Genomic DNA, 18,731 nt, shown 5'->3' on the forward strand with positions numbered 1-18,731 from the left:
GCTCCCCTGTGTTTCATCCACGCAGGGAAGCGGGAGCGATACACTCAACGAAATACCCGAGCGGTTCCGGCGACAGCAATACGGACTGGCGCACCTGACATCCAGCCGGGTTGGCTGATGGTTTTCAATACAATGGGTTCCGCCTGCCCCGGAACCTGCAGGGTCAGTGTCGACAGGTGCCCAGCAAAATCCACATCAGCAATAGTAATGCCGCTCTCATGGCGCTGGCATGGCGTAATGAGCAGTTGTTCCGGGCGCAGCATCACCCGCCCCTGCCCGGCCGCCTGCGGGTTATCAGTCGGCAGCTCGCCAAGGGCACAGTGCGCCTTGCCCGCCGCCAGTTGCGCAGGCAACACCAGGGCATCTCCCAGAAACAGCGCAGTCGCTTCATCGACCGGCTGAGAGTAAACCTCAAACGGTGTTCCAACCTGCGTAAAACGCCCCTGTCGCATCACCGCCACCTGGCTTGCGAAAGAGAGCGCTTCATTCTGATCGTGCGTCACCAGAATCGACGCCACCCCGGCCTCGGCCAGCAGATCGGCCGTTGCTTTACGTGTTGCGGCGCGAAGCCCGGTATCCAGCGCGGAAAAGGGTTCGTCCAGCAGCATCAGTGAAGGCTGCTGCGCCAGCGCGCGGGCAAGCGCCACGCGCTGCTGCTGCCCACCGGAAATCTCGTGAGGCCAGTGGTGGGCAAGCTGGCTGTCCAGCGAAACCATCTCCATCAGGGCCGCCACCCGACGGCGCTTCTCCTGACGCGCCCCTTCCAGCCCCCAGGCGATGTTGTCCTCAACATTCAGATGGGGGAAGAGCGCCCCTTCCTGCGGCACAAAGCCAATGCCGCGCTGGTGCGCTGGGACAAAAACAGCGTCGTCAAACAGGGTTTTCCCCTGCATGACGATACGCCCGGCATCCGGTGTTTCGAAACCCGCCAGAATGCGCAGCAGCGTCGTTTTACCGGAGCCGGACGGCCCGACAATGGCGGTACGGCTGCCCGGCGCTACCGTCAGGTTCAGCGCGTTCAACACCTGGGCATCACCAAACGTTTTAGAGACAGATGACAATTCAAGCATGTTACAGACCTGCGATTTTCTTCGACTGCATGTAGAGGATCCCGGTCAGCGGCAGTGAGATGAGGATCATCAGCACCGCGTAAGGCGCGGCGGCGACATAATCAATCTCGCTGGTCAACGCCCAGAAACCGGTTGAAAGCGTACGGGTGCCGAGCGGCGACAGCAGCAGCGTTGCGGTCAGCTCATTGCTCACCCCGAGGAATACCAGCGCCGCGCCCGCCGCAGCGCCAGGCGCCGCAAGACGCATCGTGACGCTCCAGAGCGCTTTCGTCGGCGTACTTCCCAGGCTGCGCGCCACGTTTTCGAGCTCGACCGGCGCCTGGGCGATACCCGCGCGCAGGTTGATCAATGCCCGCGGCATAAACATCAGCAGATAGGCCAGAAAGAGGGTCACCTCAGTCTGGTAAATCGGTCGCGCATAATGGATGGTCACCGTCACCAGCGCCAGGGCGGTAACGATACCTGGCAGCGAGCTGGTGATGTAATTGCACCCTTCCAGCAGGCGAAAAACGCGGCGCGGATAGCGCACGCCGAGCCAGGCGATAGGGATCCCGCAGGCGGTGGTCAGGATAGCGCCTCCGGCGCCCAGCATCAGGGTTTGGCGCAACGACTGCCAGAGATCGGCATGCATCCAGTTCTCCACGCCGCCAAGCCACAGCCAGCGGCCCAGCACGGCCAGCGGCACGCCGAGAGCCAGCACCACCAGCGCGACCAGCAGAAGCTGTCCGAGGAGCATCGCGCCAGCGCCGAGCGGCCAGCGTTTTTGCTCGCGCGCCGCCCCGGAGCCAATACGCGCATAGCGCGCTTTCCCCCGCGTAGCCCCTTCCAACAGCAGGATAGCCAGGCAGCACAGTGCGAGCACGCCAGCCAGCATATTCGCCGCCGGGCCGCTAAAGGTGGACTGGAACTGGTCATAAATCGCAGTGGTAAAAGTGTCGAAGCGGATCATGACGTACAAGCCGTATTCCGCCAGCAGATGCAGCGCCACCAGCAGCGCGCCGCCCCAAATGGCCAGCTTCAACTGCGGCAACACCACGCGGAAAAACACCGCCCACGGCGGCGTGCCCATCGATGCCGCCACATCTTCCAGCGTCGGGTCGAGACGCCGCAGCACGGCGGCCACCGGCATATAAATAAAGGGGTAATAAGCAAGAATGGAGATAAAAACGCCAGCAGAGAGGCCGTGCATCGACGGCGCCACGCTTATCCAGGCGTAGCTTTGCACAAACGCCGGGATAGCCAGCGGCGCAACCGCCAGCGCGGACCACCATCGACGTCCTGGCAGCGCCGTCCGCTCGGTCAGCCAGGCGACAGCAACGCCCAGCACGACGCAAAGCGGTACCGTGAGCGCGGCCAGCCACAGCGTGTTGCTGAGTAGCTCAGCAACACGCGGACGAAAGACGAGCACCTTAATCGTCTCCCAGCCGGTCTCAATGCCAACAGAGATGACAAACCCCAATGGCACTAGCGCCAATACTGAAAACAGAACGGCTAACGCTACCATCGGCAGCGCGGGACGCCGACGGGCAGGCTGGCGCCCCGCATTTCTCCCGAGAGTGAGACTCAGACCAGACATAAGGTATTCACTTCACGTAAAGGATCACAGCAGACCCGCTTGCGTCATCAGTTCGATGACTTTTTTACTGTTCAGCGCAGAAGGCTCAACCTTCGGCGCGTCGAGATCCTTCAGCGGCACCAGTTGCGGGTTGGAAGCTGCATTGACGCCAACAGCGTATTCAAACGCGTTGTTGGTGCGCAGCTCTTCCTGACCCTGCTTGCCAGTAATCCACCTGATAAAGGCCTGAGCCTGCTCTTTATGTTTGCTGGATGCCAGAACGCCACCGCCGGAGAGGCTGACAAATGCGCCCGGATCCTGGTGTTTGAAGTAATACAGTTTGGTGTTTTTGCTGTTTTCACCGGTTTTTGCCTGATCGACAAAACGGTAGTAGTGGTAAATGACGCCTGCATCGATCTGGCCTGCGTTGACCGCCTTCATGACCGTGCTGTTGCCTTTATACGCCGTAAAGTTAGCTTTCATGGCTTTTAACCATTCGAGCGTGGCTTTTTCACCTTTCAGCTCAAGCATGGCGCTGACGATAGCCTGGAAATCCGCCCCTGACGGTGACGCGGCCCAGCGGCCTTTCCATTCCGGCTTTGCCAGATCCATCAGCGATTTCGGCAACTGCGCATCACTCAGCTTCTCCGGGTTATAAACGAAGACGGTGCTGCGGGCGGCAATACCAATCCAGCGACCATGCGCCGGGCGATACTCAGCAGGAACCTGCTTGAGCGTGGCTTCATCCAGCGGCGCGAACAGTTTAGCGTTATCGACCAGCACCATTGACGGCGAGTTTTCTGTCAGGAAAACGTCGGCCGGAGACGCAGTCCCTTCCTGCACCAGCTGGTTGCCCAGCTCACTGTCGCCGCCGTTGCGCAGCGTCACCTTAATCCCGGTTTCTTTGGTAAAACCGTCAACCCAGGATTTCACCAGATTTTCATGCTGGGCGTTGTAAACCACGATGCCTTCACTGCTGTCTGCCGCGAACGCCTGCGGCGCAAGAAAAAGAGATGAAGTCACTAAAGCTATTGAACAATAAGCTGATAAGCGAAAAGTCATGAACAAATCCTTAATAAACATGAGTAAAAAACAACAGATTGCATGGCCGCTAAGGATTAAATCACAGTGAAATGGTAATGATAATAAAAACAGTTTCCATTAATGGATAAAAGTGGAATATGCCAAAAAAACGGCATTATTTATCATAAAAATCCGCCAATCAGCAATGTGTAATGAAAGATTAAAATAACCTTAAGAAAACTGACATCGTTGGAATGCAGTCACTATCAGCCCCGGATATGCTGCTGCAGGACGGTGGCAAGCTCACGTATTTGCCCCTCAGGATTGTGTCCAATGACCATGAACTGGTGGCTGACACTCGCCCAGTACACGATATTCATCCCCAACCGCCGCTCGCTCCCGGCGGCAATACGAGCATCCCGGTTGTGCGTGATGCACAGCGCCAGTGGACCTGACTGCGGATAAAGCCAGGTAATTTGCGCGATGAACTGTTCGTCATAGGCAAGCAGCCGCGCATTTTTGAGTATTGCAGGGGGGATAGTCAGCGCGTCGACGGAAAGCGGCAGGCCCAACTGCTGCCCGACCATTTTCAGTTGGGTTTCCAGTGAGGCGCGGGACGGCGTATCCGCCAGAGTTTCCGGGGTATAAAGCACCATGTAGTGCGCCACCAGGTCACGCCAGTTCTCCTCTTCACGGGTCACCCGCATCAGCAACCTGTCGCCCGCGACGCCCAGCGCCAGGAACCCCACTGCGGCGGCAATCAAATGGCGGCGGGACAGAGAAAAGGCAGGAACATCAGGCGGCAGCAGGCGCCCAACAGGCGCTACGCTAAGCAGCGGCTCGAACGCCGCTTTGAAGGGAAGCGAGCTTTGTTTAAACAGCGCAAGGCGCTGCGCCAGCTCAACATCCAGCGCCAGACGGGCTTCCAGCTCGCGACGTCGCGCCGGGTCAAGCTCATTATCAAGCCAGGCCACCAGCAGCTCATCCGATCCCGCGGGAAGCGTCATGATCTTTCTCCTTTTCGCGGCGGCGATTCCGGTTGCAGCGCGCTGTCCTGAGCAAGCGTCAGACGTGCTGTCGCTAAACGACTCATCACCGTACCAATCGGGACATCAAGCACTGCGGCGGCCTCACGGTAGGATAGCTCCTCCACATACACCAGAAATACGGTGTTACGCTGAGCTTCCGGCAGGCGGTTAACGCGTCTTATCACCTCGTTCGACCACACCGGATCCTCGCTATCGCCTGCCCCGCTCAGTTCGTCGATATCGACAAAGCCCTGCCCGCGACGGATCAGCTGCGCCCGTACCTCATTGAGCCAGATAGAGTGCAGGATGGAAAACAGCCAGCTGTCCATCCTGCTACCGGTCGTAAACTGCGCCGCACGCTCAAGCGCCCGCACGCAGGTGGCCTGAACTAAATCATCAGCAATATCCCGCCGGTGGGAAAGCACCAGTCCGTAGCGCCACAGGCGGGGGAGATATTGCACAATCTCACGACGTACCGTTTCGCTGCTGATTTTTGCCTCCTGTCAGGATTCAGGATGACCCTCAATGGCGGCCGACAGGTCACGGTACTCTTCACAACTGGTGCCGCATAAGGTTTTGATGACGGCAAGCTGTTCACGGGCCAGGTCGGGACGATTTTTAACCATGTAGGCTTCGCCGAGATACTCACGCACCTTCGGATAGTGAGGATCGAGCGCGACTGATTTTAAATAATAGCCGATCCCTTCATCAGTGCGCCCCAGCTTGCGGGTCGCATAACCGCGATAATTCAGCGCCTCGGCGGTGTTGGGATCCTTGAGCGTATTGAGCATATCCAGCGCTTCCTGATAGCGCCCTGCTTTCGCCAGCGCGTAGGCGTATTCGGTACGGGATTTATCGTCAATCATTCCGCCTTTATCCACCATGCACGTTTTGGTTTTCTGGTCATAGATTTGCCCTTTCGGGCAGGTAGGCGGCGTGGGTTCGTTATTACTGCCTCCCCCTCCCATCGCCTGCGCATAGCCGGAAAACAGCATCACGCCAGTAAAAAAGGCAGGAAGTAAACGAGTGACAATGCGGTTCATAGTAACGCCCTCGTGATGTTTGGTATGGAGTAAACACCCAAGGGGGGGGATTTATTCAGTCATCTGCGCGTGAGTCGCCATGCCACTGTGTCCAGACCTGGAAAGGCCCCGAGTCCCGTACCCATAACTTAATATTGCGTTCGGTGATCGCCAGGACTGTCTCTTCTGATAAACATGTTTACACTGAAACATATACGGGTTCGCGATTACCGCTAACTCATTCCTTTTCCCGGAGTTCTTATGCGTGCCGTCCTGCTCCTCCCCCTGCTGGTCTTTGGTCTTGCTGGTTGCAGTAGCAACAACAGCTCCTCGGTTGGCGTCGGCGTCGGCGCCAGTACGGGCACCGGGGGCTACTATGGCGTTCACTACGGGAGCTACCCATGGTGGTACGACGATTATTTCGTCTATTGGGGCAGTTATTATCCGTGGTGCTGTGACAATCCGGAGGATTTCGACGAGCTTATCAACAAGTGGTGGAATGGGCTCGACGAGCAGCGTCAGCAGGAGATTAAAGATAAATATCAGAACTGGCACGATAACAATGGCCAGGCGGACGTCTCTAAACTGCGGGGCGACCTTGCCACCCACTGGAATGCGATGACCCCGGAGCAAAGACAGACGCTGCGCAATAACCAGCTGAACAGACCCAGCGTCAGTAATCCGGATCGCTCTCCCCGTTTACCGCTGGATAATAAATCAGTGACGCCGGTCAGCAGAGAAAACCGCCCGCTGCCCCCTTCGCCATTTTCGCGGGACAATGCGGGCATACAGGAAAGACCTCATCTCCCCGGTTCGCTGGCGACACCTAACAGACCGAACGTACAGCCGAGGGTTAACCACATCAGGAGACCTCCCGTCATGCGTCGGCGTTAGATGTCTCATTGACTGACAGGAAGGAAGACAGAACCATGCACCGGGAACGACACAGTATCGGTAGAGTGGGATGGCTCAGGGCCGCGGTTCTGGGAGCGAATGACGGTATCGTTTCCACGGCCAGCCTTGTTTTGGGCGTCGCGTCGGCAAATACGTCATCCTCGGGGGTATTGCTGGCAGGGTGCGCCGGGCTGGTTGCCGGAGCGATGTCGATGGCAACAGGAGAATATGTCTCCGTGTCATCGCAGGCGGACACCGAAACGGCGGCGCTGGCGCAGGAAAAAAATGAACTGGCTACCGATTATGAGGGAGAGGTAACAGAACTGACGTCGCTCTATATACAAAGAGGTCTCGAGCCTGCCCTTGCCCGCAGGGCCGCCGAACAGCTTATGGCGCAGGATGCTCTGGACGCTCACGCCCGGGAAGAGCTGGGACTGTCGGATATCAATTCGGCCCGGCCTTTTCAGGCGGCGCTATTTTCAGCGCTCAGTTTTTCTGCCGGCGCGGTTTTACCCGTCCTTGTCGCATGGTTAAGCCCTGCGGGTCTGGTTTTACCGTTCATTATCCTGTCCACGCTTTTTTCCCTGGCCGTACTGGGTTATATCTCATCGGTTGCGAGCAAGGCGCCTGCGCTAAAGGCCATCATCAGGGTAACCTTCTGGAGTTCAATGGCGATGGCGTTATCTATGGGGGTGGGGTCGCTCGTAGGCCAGGTACTGGTCTGATAGAAAACCCTGAATGAAATCATCCAGGGCCTTCTCAGAAACGTTAACGCCAATGGCGATTAGCGGTTCTCTTCAATATAGCGAGCCAGGTCTGCCGGGGTTTTCAGCACAGTAGCAACTTCAGTCGGCGGGATCATACAGCCGTAAACGTCCTGCACTTCCAGCACCATGTCGACCGCCAGAATAGAGTCGAGAATGTCAGATTCAATCAGTTCATCGTGAAAGCCCACTTTGCGGGATAACACTTTTTCAAACAGCGCGAGAATATCTTGTTCCATCACTTTTCCTGGAGTAATTAATGTGTGCGGGCATGAGAGTCCAGCAACTTACGGTCGATCTTGCCGTTAGGATTCAGCGGCAAAGCGTCTTTAATGATAATTTGTGAAGGCACCATGTAGTGTGGAACCACCTTCGCCAGCGAGGTTTTGATCGCCTCCGGCGCCAGGTCCGTCACGCAGAACGCGGTAATGCGCAGCACGCTGCCGCAGGATTTCATCAGCGGCAGAACCACCGCTTCGCTGATGCCAGACATTGCCAGCAGGCGATTTTCAATCTCGTTGATTTCAATACGGTAGCCGTTCAGTTTGACCTGGCTGTCGTTGCGGCCCTGGCAATAGATTAATCCCTCTTCATAACCCAGGTCGCCGGTCCGGTAGCCGCGAAACGCTTCACTCTCCCGACGCAGTAATTTTGTCGCGTTCTCCTGCGGTAAGCCGAGATAGCCGCGCATCACGTTTTTACCCCAGATAATCAGTTCGCCGTCGGCGGTAATTTCCATTCTGCTGTCTGGCATCATCACCCCAACCGGCAGCACCGCGTTGTCGCTTCCGAGGATCTCATCGGTTATCTCTACCACCGTGGTCGCGACCGTCGCTTCCGTGGGTCCGTAGGAATTGATAATTTTGGCCTGTGGGAAACGGCGGCGTAACTGTTTCACCAGCGCTTTGTTTAACACTTCACCAATGAAGATAAAGACGTTCAGCTCCGGCAAGTACTCGCTGTTGAACTGCGGCGAGAGCAACTTCTGATAAGCAAAAGACGGCGTGGAAACCCAGGCGGAAACCGCATTCATTTTCAGCCGGTCCAGCCAGTCTTCTTTCAGGATATCTTCTTTTGCGTTCAGAACGACATGTCCCCCCATCGCCAGATTCGCCAGTAATGGGATCAGGGAGAGGTCGAAGCTGAACACCGCATGGTTCATTAACACCGGTTTTTCAGGCAGTGAAAAGTCCTGACTTACCCATTTCATGAAGTGCCATACGCTTTCACGCCCAATCTGCACGCCTTTCGGTTTGCCCGTGCTGCCAGACGTAAACATGATATAAGCGAGATCCTGCTCGGCCAGTACCTTGCCCATCTCGCCGGTGGCGATGAACTGCCTGGTCGCCACGTCGTAGTAGTAAGGGGCATTTGCCAGATGGCAGATCTCTTTGAGCCGCTCCTGCGGGTAAATACAATCCACCGGAATATACGGAATGTTGTGCAGCAGGCAGCTATAAATCGCCACGGCAAATTCAGCCTGCTGATGTCCGTACAACACCACCGGCGTACCCGCGGAAGACGGGCAATGCTGATAGCGCTGCGCCCAGTCCGTCACGGCGGCGGAAAGTTGTAACCAGCTTAAGGCTTCGTCGCTGCCGCTGATTGCCAACTGCTGGGGGGAAGCAGGATCGAATAATGCCGCACGTAAGAAATCGTGTAGTTCCAGGAGATCGGCGTGATTTTTCATAGAGGTGACATTCCACTAAAGATGTAAAGGGAGGCCGCGGCGCTTCCCAGCGTCAGAATTCGCCCCAAAAACGCAATAACCGGATGCTGTAACCCGCTGTTCAACATCGGGCTGCGTTTGGCTGACCACAGCAGCATGTTGTGAACTACAGAAATCGCGCCAAAGAGCGCGCCGCTGATCACATAATGTCGCTCGAGTCCATTCCATGCCCCCATACAGAACAGGGTGCAAAAAATACCCATATTTTGCGCCAGCGTTTTGTTCTGGCGGAAAAAGTTGAACTTCATCAAGTTCATATAAATTGGCATAAAGACCACATCGCGCAGCCATTCAGAGAGGCTGATGTGGAAGCGACGCCAGAAATCCTGCGGGTTTTTCGCCAGGATGGGCATATTGAAGTTCGCCGGAATGTTCAGTCCAAACAGGCGGCCTGCCCCGATGGCCATATTGCTGTAGCCAGCAAAATCAAAGTAGAGATAGGCGCTGTAGGCAACCGACATCACCACGCCCACGGTCAACGTAAACGGTTCGTGGCTCCACGGCTGCACGACCAGAGTATCGACCAGCATGGCGAGTAAGAATTTCTGCACTATCCCGGTAATAATTTGCTCTAGAGCCACTAAAAACTGTTCGCGGGTAATCGCGAATACGGGCTTGCTCACGTCGCTCAACCATGTCCGCCAGCGGTACATTGGGCCGGCCAGGATGACGAAGGGCATAAAGAGATAGCAGAAATAGTGCAGGAAATTCCGGCCATCTTTTTTACTGCGATAAAGCAGGACATCAATAGCGCGGAAGGTCATAAAAGAGAGGCCGATCATCCCCCAGTGGTTATTAAAGTGTAATTTCACCAAAAACAATGGCAGCAACGTTAAGGTGACCGCCTGCCAGGTTTTTAACCACCCCTTATCTTTTAATGTCACGAGAACATAAAAACTGAAAAAAACGGCAACCGGGACAATATAATCCCCCTGGAAGATAAACCCCCATCCTAATGCCGCCAGTACTGACAACGCAGATAAATACGTCAGGCGATGATGCAATACGCGATTAACCAGCGCAAACACCAGGGCTGATGAAAACAAGTAGAAAAAAAACATTCCTGAGCTGTACATTATTCAACCTCAGAACTTTTGATATTCAAAATGCAGTTGCAAACTCATGCTGTCATCGACAGAGGTCCACGCGACAATGGTGATCGCCAGCAGGAGATAAAGGAAAAAAAGACGAATCGCGGTTTTCATCATTTAAAACTCTCTGCAATAAAGCGAATCATAGGAACCCAAGCCAGTTCAGAAGGATGCAGGCGATCCCAGTTCCAGCCGTTCTCATACGGCATTGCATACATATCTAAATAAGGAACCTGATTCTCTTCCAGAATGGTTTTAATTTGCTTATCAACCGGCCGGAAGGTGTCGGTATTGTACAGCGCCCATGGGTTAATGGGGTCGACGATAGCAATCACCTGCACATGGCGTTGTTTCAGAAGCTGGACGGTTGCCTTAAATACCGCGATTTGTTTGGGCACAACAGGTGTGTCATCCCACTGCTCCGGCGCGTCTCCCTGCTCATAAACAGATTTATCCATCCACAGCGTGGCCGCACTCTGCTGGCGTTTTTTATTCAACTCGCGCGCGTGGGCCAACTCTTTATCCCAGTCAGGAACCATGCGGGTTGTCGACTGTTGCGGCCACGGCTGCGCCAGCTGCGGCGCAATGTTGAGCAGCGCCAGCCAGTCGTTTTTGATCATCGTGCAGAAATTGGCGAACTGAAAACTCACCTCTTCCCAGATAAGGTCCGGGTGCCAGCCGCGCACAGCCATTTGGCCAAACGTTAAATGACTTATCTCCTCAGCATCAATATGCTGTAAGTAATTGACCAGCAACGGGCGCGCCTGCGGATCTTTCATCAGAGGATTGAAAATAGATCCCGGGAAGTTATCGGCAAAGATGGCTGGCGGCAGGCCTTTTGAATAAAAGCTGTCAGGCGCCAGAAGTAAAACAACTTTACTGTTCGCGTTAAGGTCGTCTTTAAAACGCGAAAACAGTAAAAATTGTGTGACGTCATCCACATAGCTATCGCCATAAGCCACTACAGGTCGGTGCAGTTGCTTATTGAAGTAATTATAAACCGCGTAATGTTCTTCTTCAGAGGTGGCAACCTCGGACGCCCCGATGAAGAAAATAGCATTCCCTTTTAAGGCATGGGAAATGGTGGCTATTTTTTCCGCTTGTTCTTTTGGCGTTCCATCCATCGATTTGATCAGCGGCTGGAATTTGAGCGGTGGATCAACGCTTGTCACCAACGGGTGAACACTGAGGAACAAGATAGCCAGGGTAGCCATCAGGATATGTAAACAAAGAGTATTTTTGATTTTCATTATAAACACGCCAGACTACATGGCACTACATGGCATAAATTTGCTTTAAGATCTGTTGACACTCAAATCTCTAACAATCACACAACAAATAGCCCCGTTTTTTTGACTGCATTCGAAGCCTGTCTTTTTTGCCATTCTATATCAGGTGTATACGAAAAGATGAGCGTTGCTGTGTAACGGTATGTACAGTGTTAGCGTGTTAATAATAAACAGTGAATCTAAAAATAAATGAGCCAGAAGGTCGTTGTCTCGCCGGGCCGTCCTCGCCCTGAGAAGCGGCTGAGTTCGCACTCTCCCGCCCGCCAGGAACGTGCCATTGCCTGACCGCCAGCAACCTGCGTCTGGCAGGGAGCCTGACAGATTCCTGTATATATAACCAGGAACTGTCAGATCTGAATGAATACATTTTACACGTCGAAAAAATCAACTTTCCCGCCGATAAGGTTGTACATACCACCGACTATTTTAATTTTCTTCTGGTCTTCCAGTTGTTTCAGCACCGGGCTATTTTTACGAATATTCTCGATGGTCAGTTCGACATTTTTCAGGGCCACTGCATCAACGAACTCATAATTACTTCCTTTACGTTCCCCGTCGTATTTTGTTTTTTCAATCGCGGGTTTAATTTCATCCAGTAAACCGGTCAGGTTACCCAACTCCGTATTATCAATAGCGCCACGAACCGCACCACAGCGGGTATGCCCCATGACAAGCACCACTTTAGCACCAGCAAGCGCGCAGGCAAATTCCATGCCGCCCAGTATATCGCGATTGCTGATATTACCTGCAACGCGGGAGTTAAACGTTTCGCCAATCCCAGTATCCAGGATAATTTCCGCTGGCGCGCGGGAGTCAATGCAGCTAAGGATCACCGCAGCAGGGTACTGGCCTGCAATACTGCTGCGCTTCTGCGCCAGGTAATCATGCTTCGCCAGACGATTTTCCTGAAAGCGCAGGTTACCCTGTTTAAAATGTTCAATCACAGCATCCGGTGTCATGCCATCACGTTCTTCTTTGCTGAGTGATACCGCAAAAGAGATGGAGGGCACCGATAAGGCTGCCATCCCTGTGACCGAAAGGGCAGAAACAGCAAGTACCTGTTTCAGTATTACCCGCCGTGAAGGTAAGGCTGGTTGGTTCTGTTTCATCATACTCTCCTGGCTGATTGTGTTTTTAGAAATGCAGCGATGATCTTTAAGTATAAATTAATAAAACCAAAGCAACGATATTATTACCAATAAGGTAGATTTACTTGCAGCCAATACAAAAATATATTTTCTTTGATTATAATCCACTACGTGAAATGAATTAAAACTAGCGACATTGTTATATAATAAATCAGTTACACTGATAATAACTCCCCTAACTCGCTTAGATATTAACAAACATCTCATCATTATCAACCTATAAGACCAATAGGTAAAATACCCACAGGCAATAGCATCATGGTTACCCGATGAATGATTTTTCATAGAACATAACCCTGCTGACGCAGGCTGAATAAACTTTCCTCACTTGCACAGACCATACCTGTGGTCAGTAATTCAAATCCATAACGCTGATAAAACCCCGTTTTATCGATCACAGAATAGATAAAAATTTTGCCATGTGGTAACAGTTGATTGCATATAGCCTGCATTAATTGCCGACCATAGCCCAGTCCCTGGTGGTGCGGAGCCACTGCTACATCCGCCAGATAACTGCACCAGGTCAGATCGCTAATAGCCCTTGCCACTGCAACAAGCTGTCCATTTTCATAGCCAAACCAGCAGAACGTACTGCAACGAAAAGCTTGCTCCAGTAACTGGACATCGCGCTGCCCCAAACCGGAAGCAGCAATCAGTTCCGCCAGGGCCTGCCAGTCAATACTATCCAGCGTTTCTTTCCCCTCAAGAATCATTATCGAACCGCCCTCAGAAATACCGTTGATATTATTAAAAGTTTATAACAAACGTGACATTTCTACTTTGCCGTATGGAGGTGCGGATGTTTTGATCTCGGTTTTCCACAGGGTCTGGGATTCATGTGTATCGCATATATAAAAAAGGCTACACGAAGGTAGCCAAGGGGATTTTCAACACTCTCACACATGGAATCGTTGCAGTGCCGGGTGCCTCCCGGTGAGTCAGCCAGTCATAACTGACCCGCATCGGTAGGAACGCGAGAACATTTCATCTCTGACTGAATGCCCCGCCGCTCAGGGGGATTCACCGCAACAGAAGAAACGTACCTTAGGGATGGCGGATAAAAGGAACCTTTCTGAAACCTCTTACCCGCTACAAACCATAACATGGCCAACGTAAGTGATTGTCTATGTTTTAAACAGACGTGTAAAAAAAGGTCGCCAGACAGTAATCAAAAAACATCCCCCTTTTCAGCCAGTTCCCGTATATCAGTGATGGCAAGATGGAAATACTATTTTAAGCTGAATACACACAAATACACACCACCACCTTTCGCTGTGTGTATTTGTGTATAATGATTTTCAGGCCAGGAGGAAAAATGAAATCGACTGACCGGATAAAGGAATTGACTGCTGCCGGATGTGAACTCAAAAAGCATAACGGAGGTAGCCACCAGATATGGTGGCTACCAATAACCGGAAAACGTTCCCGGTTCCGCATCCCAAAAAGGATTTACCTCCTGGCACTGCCAAATCCATTAAAAAATGGCGGGGATCTAATCCCCGCTCTCTCTGGAGGTTTGTATGTTCTTCTCAGTGGGCGTTGAGACGCCGAAAGATGAAAACACCGCCTACGGTAGCTCCACATAATTTTCCATTATCCCCTCTGACATGAGCCATGCGTGATGGCAAGAGGCGAATTGTGTGTTCAGATCATTGATCCCATTGACGCATTTATTCCGTAATTCCAAATTATCTAACCTAATAGGTAATTTTGCCAGATCGTAGAAATAGTCAGCAACTGCCATCTTAAAGGCCATTTTTGCCTTCAATTGGTCCTGTTTTTTCCATCTGAGTAGAGCCAAAATCGCAACTACAACAGTTAAAACAGAAAACAGAGCGGAAATTGCTGACCAGATAGTTGCCCAAGGCCACCCATAAATTGTTTGCCACACAAACCACCTCTTTGATTGAAGGTGATTATTCTACCCTGGCAAACGCATAACTGCTGATGCCATGCATCCCGTCGAAATACAGTTTTTCAGGCATTAAGTGCCGCCTCGATGGTTGAACGTGGAAAGCAGGTCAGCGCGGTGTGCCGGGAAGCGTTGATGATATTGACGTCCGGCAGATCGCTGACGAGAGAAGAAAAATCAGTGTGCCAGCGCCCGACTTCCCGCGGCACCGGGTTATACATCGTCGCCGGGTGAGAGCCATAACGCCAGCAGCCTGCCCGGATTGGGTTATTAGCCCGTCAGGCAGCGAGTCTAATGCAAAAAGCCCCGGCGGGTGCCAGGGCTAATAATAAAACGGCAACTTATTGGCCGCTTTCTGCAGCAGCTTTTGCCTGGGTTATGGCTCCAGCATTAAAAATCGGATGCTCGTAATTGTCTGTTACGTCGCGGACGCGGTAAATTTTCCATTCTCCGGCCTCGCGTCGTACATAGACTTCCAGTTCAAGTTTTTTACCATCATTAATACCGATCCACACCGGCATGACTTCCCCACCCAAAAGCGGGCTCACACTGCCTACGGTAAGGGCACCAACCCACGACGGATCATAATCCTGCACGTAAGCGAAGTAATCCGACCCCATGAGGTCCTGTTCAGGAATAGCATCTATCTGAGCCAATCTGGAAAGGGTGTCAGCAGAAACATATTCATGGAGTTGAGATTGTGGGTATTCGTTATCGCTACTGGTAAGAGTTGCCAGGTAGGACGTATAAAACGAACGAACCCGGCTGGCTGCGCTCTGATCCGGATGAACCGAACAAGCAGAAAGCAATAAAGACAATAGAATTATTATCGCTCTCATCAGTTCATCCTGTAGATCTTATATGCCGGGTGCATGCGTCGATACCCAGGTCCGGGGTATGGGGTAGAACCAGTCTGGATAAAATCAGATATCCAGTGCGTTCCATCGAACATTGTCATATGCCCGCTGGAATTGCCTCCATCATAAGACTGTACAACGGCGACATCCCCGCTATGCAGCGTCGATCCCGGAGGAACCTCACTAAATCCGGCACGCTGGAGAATGGGCCCATAATCCTTTGCATTGGGGGTTCTTGGTAGCCTGATCCCACCGGCCTCTATAGCTTCTCGGGTGAACGTTGCACACTCATTATGGGACCGACCGAGGGCATGTGACCGGAGGTGTGAAATAGCAGCCTGCTTGTTCCAACTCATCCTTATTTCCTTTCGATGTGGTTAATAAGGGAGTTGATACGCTGATGGCTACGTTTTTTCTCAATAAAAAATGCTGTGCTCTGAATAAATATCCTCCGGCATAGCCGGAGGTTTTTCACTTACAAGTATACCAAAGAAAAAATTGAGGTGGGGTAAGTGAAGTTGTAAAAAATATGTGATGCGGAGGGAGGTGAGGGAAAATATTCTAAGTGGATATTCTAACTGTATTCTAAGAGCCAAAAAAACAAAGGGGTTACCTTTCGGTAACCCCTTGTTTAATCTGGCGGAAGCGCAGAGATTCGAACTCGACCCTGTACACGATTCTGTGTAAATGCCTTTTCTCAGAAGTGACCGTCCAGGCGGTCACCGAACTCGATAATAAAGCGGCTCATTGCCATACGCCAGTCCCGCAGTGGCATCGTCCACTTCTGTGAAGCTGCCTGGATTGCCAGCCACACTACCTTTTTCACTGAGTCATCCGTCGGGAACACCTTACGTTTCTTTATCGCATGCCGGATCACGCTGTTCAGCGACTCTATGGCGTTCGTTGTGTAGATGACTTTGCGGATGTCTGCCGGGTAAGCGAAGAACGTCGCCAGGTTGGCCCAGTTTAACTGCCAGCTTCGGCTTATCTGCGGATAGCGGCTGTCCCAGGCAGCAGCGAATGCTTCCAGTGCCTGCTGGCCTGCTTCTTCCGTGGGTGCCTGATAGATGGCTTTCAGGTCGCGGGTGACGGCTTTGTAGTCCTTCCACGAGACGAACCGCAGGCTGTTGCGCACCATATGCACGATACATAACTGGATGCGGGCCTCCGGATACACCGCGTTGATGGCGTCAGGGAAGCCTTTCAGGCCGTCAACACAGGCGATGAGGATATCGTTCAGACCGCGGTTTTTTAGTTCAGTCAGCACATTGAGCCAGAACTTCGCCCCTTCGTTTTCGGCCAGCCACATACCCAGAAGTTCTTTCTGACCTTCGATATTGATGCCCAGAGCCAGGAACACCGATTTATTGATGACACGACTGTCCTGCCGGACTTTCAGGACGATACAGTCAAGATAAACAATAGGATAAACCGCATCCAGTGGACGATTTTGCCATTCGACAACCTGCTCCATCACGGCGTCGGTGACCTTCGATACCAGCGCCGGTGAGACATCCGCGTCATACAGTTCTTTGAACGCCGCCGCTATCTCGCGGGTGGTCATCCCTTTGGCGTACAGTGACAGGATTTGGTTATCCATCCCGGTGATCCGGGTCTGGTTTTTCTTCACCAGTTGGGGTTCGAAGGAGCCGTCACGATCACGCGGCGTACGTAGTTCCAGAGGGCCATCGCCAGTGGTAACGGTCTTTGTGGAATAGCCGTTGCGGGAGTTAGCTCCCGATTTGGGCTGATTTTTATCGTAGCCCAAATGGTGGGACATTTCGGCGTTGAGAGCAGCCTCAACGCTGATTTTCTTCAGCAGGCGATCGAACTGGCTAAGATCGTCAGGGGTTTTGAGATTTTTGGCCAGTTCGTTAGCCAGGGCCTGCAACTGTTTTTCGTCCATAAATTAACCTGCTTTTGATGTTGGATTGAACATATCAAAATCAGGCAATTACACAAATTTATGTACAGGCTCTCGAACTCTGGAACCCTTTCGGGTCGCCGGTTTTCAAGACCGGACTTAATTCTTTATATCTCAATTAGTTAAATCAATATAATGGTATATAGCACCATTTCTCACTTATGAAAAATCAATGAGTTAACCGTTTGTTCAAGCTTAGTATACCAACACTTTTCCTCCCCTATACTTTCTGTCATCAGGCTGGAGGTAATCTATGTGTGGTCGTTTTTCTCAGGCGAAAACCCGTGAAGAATACCTGGCTTATCTTGCAGAAGAAGCTGAGCACAATATTCCGTATGCCCCCTTCCCATAGGTCACTATAACGGGCACCCGGTATGAAACGGCGCAGGGGTCATGACCCTAACCCCTTCATGACGTGAAGAGAAGTTCCGCAAAGTCTGAAAATCTGAAGCTTCAGGCACCTCATAAAGCATATTTGCTTTTGAGGTGTCATAACATTATGACAACCGGGCAATGGGCAGATGTTATAAGCCCCACCACGAGTCAATCCATTGGGAGCTGGTAGCACTCTTTATTAACGCTTACTCTGATCTTTGTTGCGGTCGTGTTGTCGTTTACTCTGATCTTTGTTTCGGTCATGATTTCGTTTGCTCTGATCCTGGTTACGATCATGATTTCGTTTAACCTGGTCTTTGTTGCGATTATCCTGACGGTTGTCGTGGTTTCCATCAATATTTTCCAGACGCTCACCGTTATTGCCATTCCACTTCGGCGCATTATCTATACGATTCTCACGGCTTGCCTCATGTATATCGTGATGCGTTTCCCGACTTTTTTCACGAATTTCATGGCGTTCATCGATATTGGAGTTGTCGCCAATACCCGTATTATTGTCTACACGATATTCACGGGTGCCTTCACGCACATCGTGTTTTCCTTCCCGTACAGACTCACGAATATCATGGCGCTGTTCAAAACTGGCCGTTTCAGCAAACGCTGACATACTACACGTGAGAGTAAAAAGGCCAATAAAATTAATCAGTTTCATACTTAGTCCTATAAGATTCTCTACGTTACGGAGATCGGATATGGTGATGCGATTTTTCTCGTATCATAGATACTTCGTGAGTTTTGATCACAATATTATTTATATAATTAAAAATTTAACCTTTCTTTTTATACCGTATAAACTTGCTTTATCTTTTTTATTTACAAGATGCTTATCAATTCATGCTGGTGTTATTTTCAATAAATAAGAGCATTCCTATTAAATAACCATAACAATGACGCAAATCCCTGATTTAGCACCGAGCTACTTTTGGATCAGGGTCAAACCGTCACGCGCACCATGCTGGCGACCATGTTCACCGGTTCGGTGCTGGTGGCCTACACCGGTAACACGGTTATCAGCTTCTTTTTGGCACC

The 18,731-nt window shown here is 51.9% G+C and carries 21 protein-coding genes and 2 pseudogenes; 4 read left to right on the top strand and 19 right to left on the bottom strand.

What is annotated here, in order from left to right:
• Positions 1-44: 44 nt before the first annotated feature.
• The 6 genes from JO226_RS01580 to JO226_RS01605 form a co-directional block, all read right to left on the bottom strand.
• Positions 45-1,070 (bottom strand): ABC transporter ATP-binding protein, encoded by a 1,026-nt coding sequence (locus JO226_RS01580; protein WP_293481803.1) that lies wholly within the window; start codon positions 1,068-1,070, stop codon positions 45-47.
• Position 1,071: 1 nt separating this feature from the next.
• Entirely contained in the window at positions 1,072-2,646 is a 1,575-nt protein-coding gene (locus JO226_RS01585; protein ID WP_293481805.1) for an iron ABC transporter permease, read from the bottom strand.
• A 24-nt stretch (positions 2,647-2,670) separates the two neighbouring features.
• Positions 2,671-3,687, bottom strand: coding sequence for an iron ABC transporter substrate-binding protein (locus JO226_RS01590; protein ID WP_293481807.1), 1,017 nt, complete (start codon positions 3,685-3,687; stop codon positions 2,671-2,673).
• Positions 3,688-3,914: 227 nt separating this feature from the next.
• Positions 3,915-4,655 (bottom strand): anti-sigma factor, encoded by a 741-nt coding sequence (locus JO226_RS01595; protein ID WP_293481809.1) that lies wholly within the window; start codon positions 4,653-4,655, stop codon positions 3,915-3,917.
• Complete coding sequence (locus JO226_RS01600; protein ID WP_293481839.1) at positions 4,652-5,101, bottom strand: RNA polymerase sigma factor; 450 nt, start codon at positions 5,099-5,101, stop codon at positions 4,652-4,654. The genes JO226_RS01595 and JO226_RS01600 overlap by 4 nt, the downstream gene beginning before the upstream one ends.
• 78 nt (positions 5,102-5,179) lie before the next feature.
• Complete coding sequence (locus JO226_RS01605) at positions 5,180-5,719, bottom strand: tetratricopeptide repeat protein (RefSeq protein WP_293481811.1); 540 nt, start codon at positions 5,717-5,719, stop codon at positions 5,180-5,182.
• 240 nt (positions 5,720-5,959) lie between these two features.
• Here JO226_RS01605 and JO226_RS01610 point away from each other — a divergent pair, with 240 nt between their 5' ends.
• Together JO226_RS01610 and JO226_RS01615 are read left to right on the top strand one after the other, a co-directional pair.
• Positions 5,960-6,592, top strand: a complete 633-nt coding sequence (locus tag JO226_RS01610) for a hypothetical protein (protein ID WP_293481813.1) — start codon at positions 5,960-5,962, stop codon at positions 6,590-6,592.
• A gap of 35 nt (positions 6,593-6,627) precedes the next feature.
• Complete coding sequence (locus tag JO226_RS01615) at positions 6,628-7,317, top strand: VIT family protein (protein ID WP_293481815.1); 690 nt, start codon at positions 6,628-6,630, stop codon at positions 7,315-7,317.
• A 59-nt stretch (positions 7,318-7,376) separates the two neighbouring features.
• On the opposite strand, the gene JO226_RS01620 is transcribed toward JO226_RS01615, so the two are convergent.
• The 7 genes from JO226_RS01620 to JO226_RS01650 all read right to left on the bottom strand — a co-directional run bounded on the left by JO226_RS01620 (position 7,377) and on the right by JO226_RS01650 (position 13,329).
• Positions 7,377-7,595, bottom strand: a complete 219-nt coding sequence (locus JO226_RS01620; protein WP_293481817.1) for an acyl carrier protein — start codon at positions 7,593-7,595, stop codon at positions 7,377-7,379.
• A 17-nt stretch (positions 7,596-7,612) separates the two neighbouring features.
• Positions 7,613-9,046: an AMP-binding protein gene (locus tag JO226_RS01625; protein WP_293481819.1), complete on the bottom strand. Its 1,434-nt coding sequence runs from the start codon at positions 9,044-9,046 to the stop codon at positions 7,613-7,615.
• Positions 9,043-10,161 (bottom strand): membrane-bound O-acyltransferase, encoded by a 1,119-nt coding sequence (locus JO226_RS01630; RefSeq protein ID WP_293481821.1) that lies wholly within the window; start codon positions 10,159-10,161, stop codon positions 9,043-9,045. Before JO226_RS01630 ends, JO226_RS01625 begins: the two co-directional genes overlap by 4 nt.
• A gap of 9 nt (positions 10,162-10,170) precedes the next feature.
• Positions 10,171-10,293: a hypothetical protein gene (locus JO226_RS01635; protein ID WP_293481823.1), complete on the bottom strand. Its 123-nt coding sequence runs from the start codon at positions 10,291-10,293 to the stop codon at positions 10,171-10,173.
• Entirely contained in the window at positions 10,290-11,426 is a 1,137-nt protein-coding gene (locus JO226_RS01640; protein WP_293481825.1) for a D-alanyl-lipoteichoic acid biosynthesis protein DltD, read from the bottom strand. Before JO226_RS01640 ends, JO226_RS01635 begins: the two co-directional genes overlap by 4 nt.
• A gap of 407 nt (positions 11,427-11,833) precedes the next feature.
• Positions 11,834-12,574 carry a carbonic anhydrase gene (locus JO226_RS01645; protein ID WP_293481841.1) on the bottom strand — a complete coding sequence of 247 codons (741 nt, stop codon included), beginning with the start codon at positions 12,572-12,574 and terminating at the stop codon, positions 11,834-11,836.
• A gap of 320 nt (positions 12,575-12,894) precedes the next feature.
• The gene (locus tag JO226_RS01650; RefSeq protein ID WP_293481843.1) at positions 12,895-13,329 is read right to left on the bottom strand and encodes a GNAT family N-acetyltransferase; all 435 of its coding nucleotides are present in this window, start codon (positions 13,327-13,329) and stop codon (positions 12,895-12,897) included.
• A gap of 599 nt (positions 13,330-13,928) precedes the next feature.
• Between JO226_RS01650 and JO226_RS01655 the strand changes: the two are divergent.
• A pseudogene (locus JO226_RS01655) lies at positions 13,929-14,095 on the top strand (type II toxin-antitoxin system HicA family toxin); the annotation flags it as partial.
• 85 nt (positions 14,096-14,180) lie between these two features.
• Here the strand turns inward: JO226_RS01655 and JO226_RS01660 are convergent.
• The 5 genes from JO226_RS01660 to JO226_RS01680 all read right to left on the bottom strand — a co-directional run bounded on the left by JO226_RS01660 (position 14,181) and on the right by JO226_RS01680 (position 17,288).
• Positions 14,181-14,504 carry a hypothetical protein gene (locus JO226_RS01660; protein ID WP_293481845.1) on the bottom strand — a complete coding sequence of 108 codons (324 nt, stop codon included), beginning with the start codon at positions 14,502-14,504 and terminating at the stop codon, positions 14,181-14,183.
• Between the two features lie 86 nt (positions 14,505-14,590).
• Positions 14,591-14,746, bottom strand: coding sequence for a hypothetical protein (locus tag JO226_RS01665; protein ID WP_293481827.1), 156 nt, complete (start codon positions 14,744-14,746; stop codon positions 14,591-14,593).
• Between the two features lie 120 nt (positions 14,747-14,866).
• Positions 14,867-15,364 carry a YbjP/YqhG family protein gene (locus tag JO226_RS01670; protein WP_293481829.1) on the bottom strand — a complete coding sequence of 166 codons (498 nt, stop codon included), beginning with the start codon at positions 15,362-15,364 and terminating at the stop codon, positions 14,867-14,869.
• A complete protein-coding gene (locus JO226_RS01675) occupies positions 15,364-15,738 on the bottom strand; it encodes an NlpC/P60 family protein (protein ID WP_293481831.1) in 375 nt (124 codons plus the stop codon). The genes JO226_RS01670 and JO226_RS01675 overlap by 1 nt, the downstream gene beginning before the upstream one ends.
• 341 nt (positions 15,739-16,079) lie before the next feature.
• Positions 16,080-17,288 carry an IS256 family transposase gene (locus tag JO226_RS01680; protein ID WP_293481833.1) on the bottom strand — a complete coding sequence of 403 codons (1,209 nt, stop codon included), beginning with the start codon at positions 17,286-17,288 and terminating at the stop codon, positions 16,080-16,082.
• 271 nt (positions 17,289-17,559) lie between these two features.
• Here JO226_RS01680 and JO226_RS01685 point away from each other — a divergent pair.
• Positions 17,560-17,655 (top strand): annotated as a pseudogene (locus JO226_RS01685) (SOS response-associated peptidase); the annotation flags it as partial.
• Positions 17,656-17,880: 225 nt separating this feature from the next.
• Here JO226_RS01685 and JO226_RS01690 read toward each other — a convergent pair.
• Complete coding sequence (locus JO226_RS01690) at positions 17,881-18,354, bottom strand: hypothetical protein (RefSeq protein ID WP_125452019.1); 474 nt, start codon at positions 18,352-18,354, stop codon at positions 17,881-17,883.
• Positions 18,355-18,731 lie beyond the last annotated feature (377 nt).

It is taken from the genome of Pluralibacter sp. (assembly GCF_019237635.1).
Taxonomy (GTDB): domain Bacteria; phylum Pseudomonadota; class Gammaproteobacteria; order Enterobacterales; family Enterobacteriaceae; genus Enterobacter_B.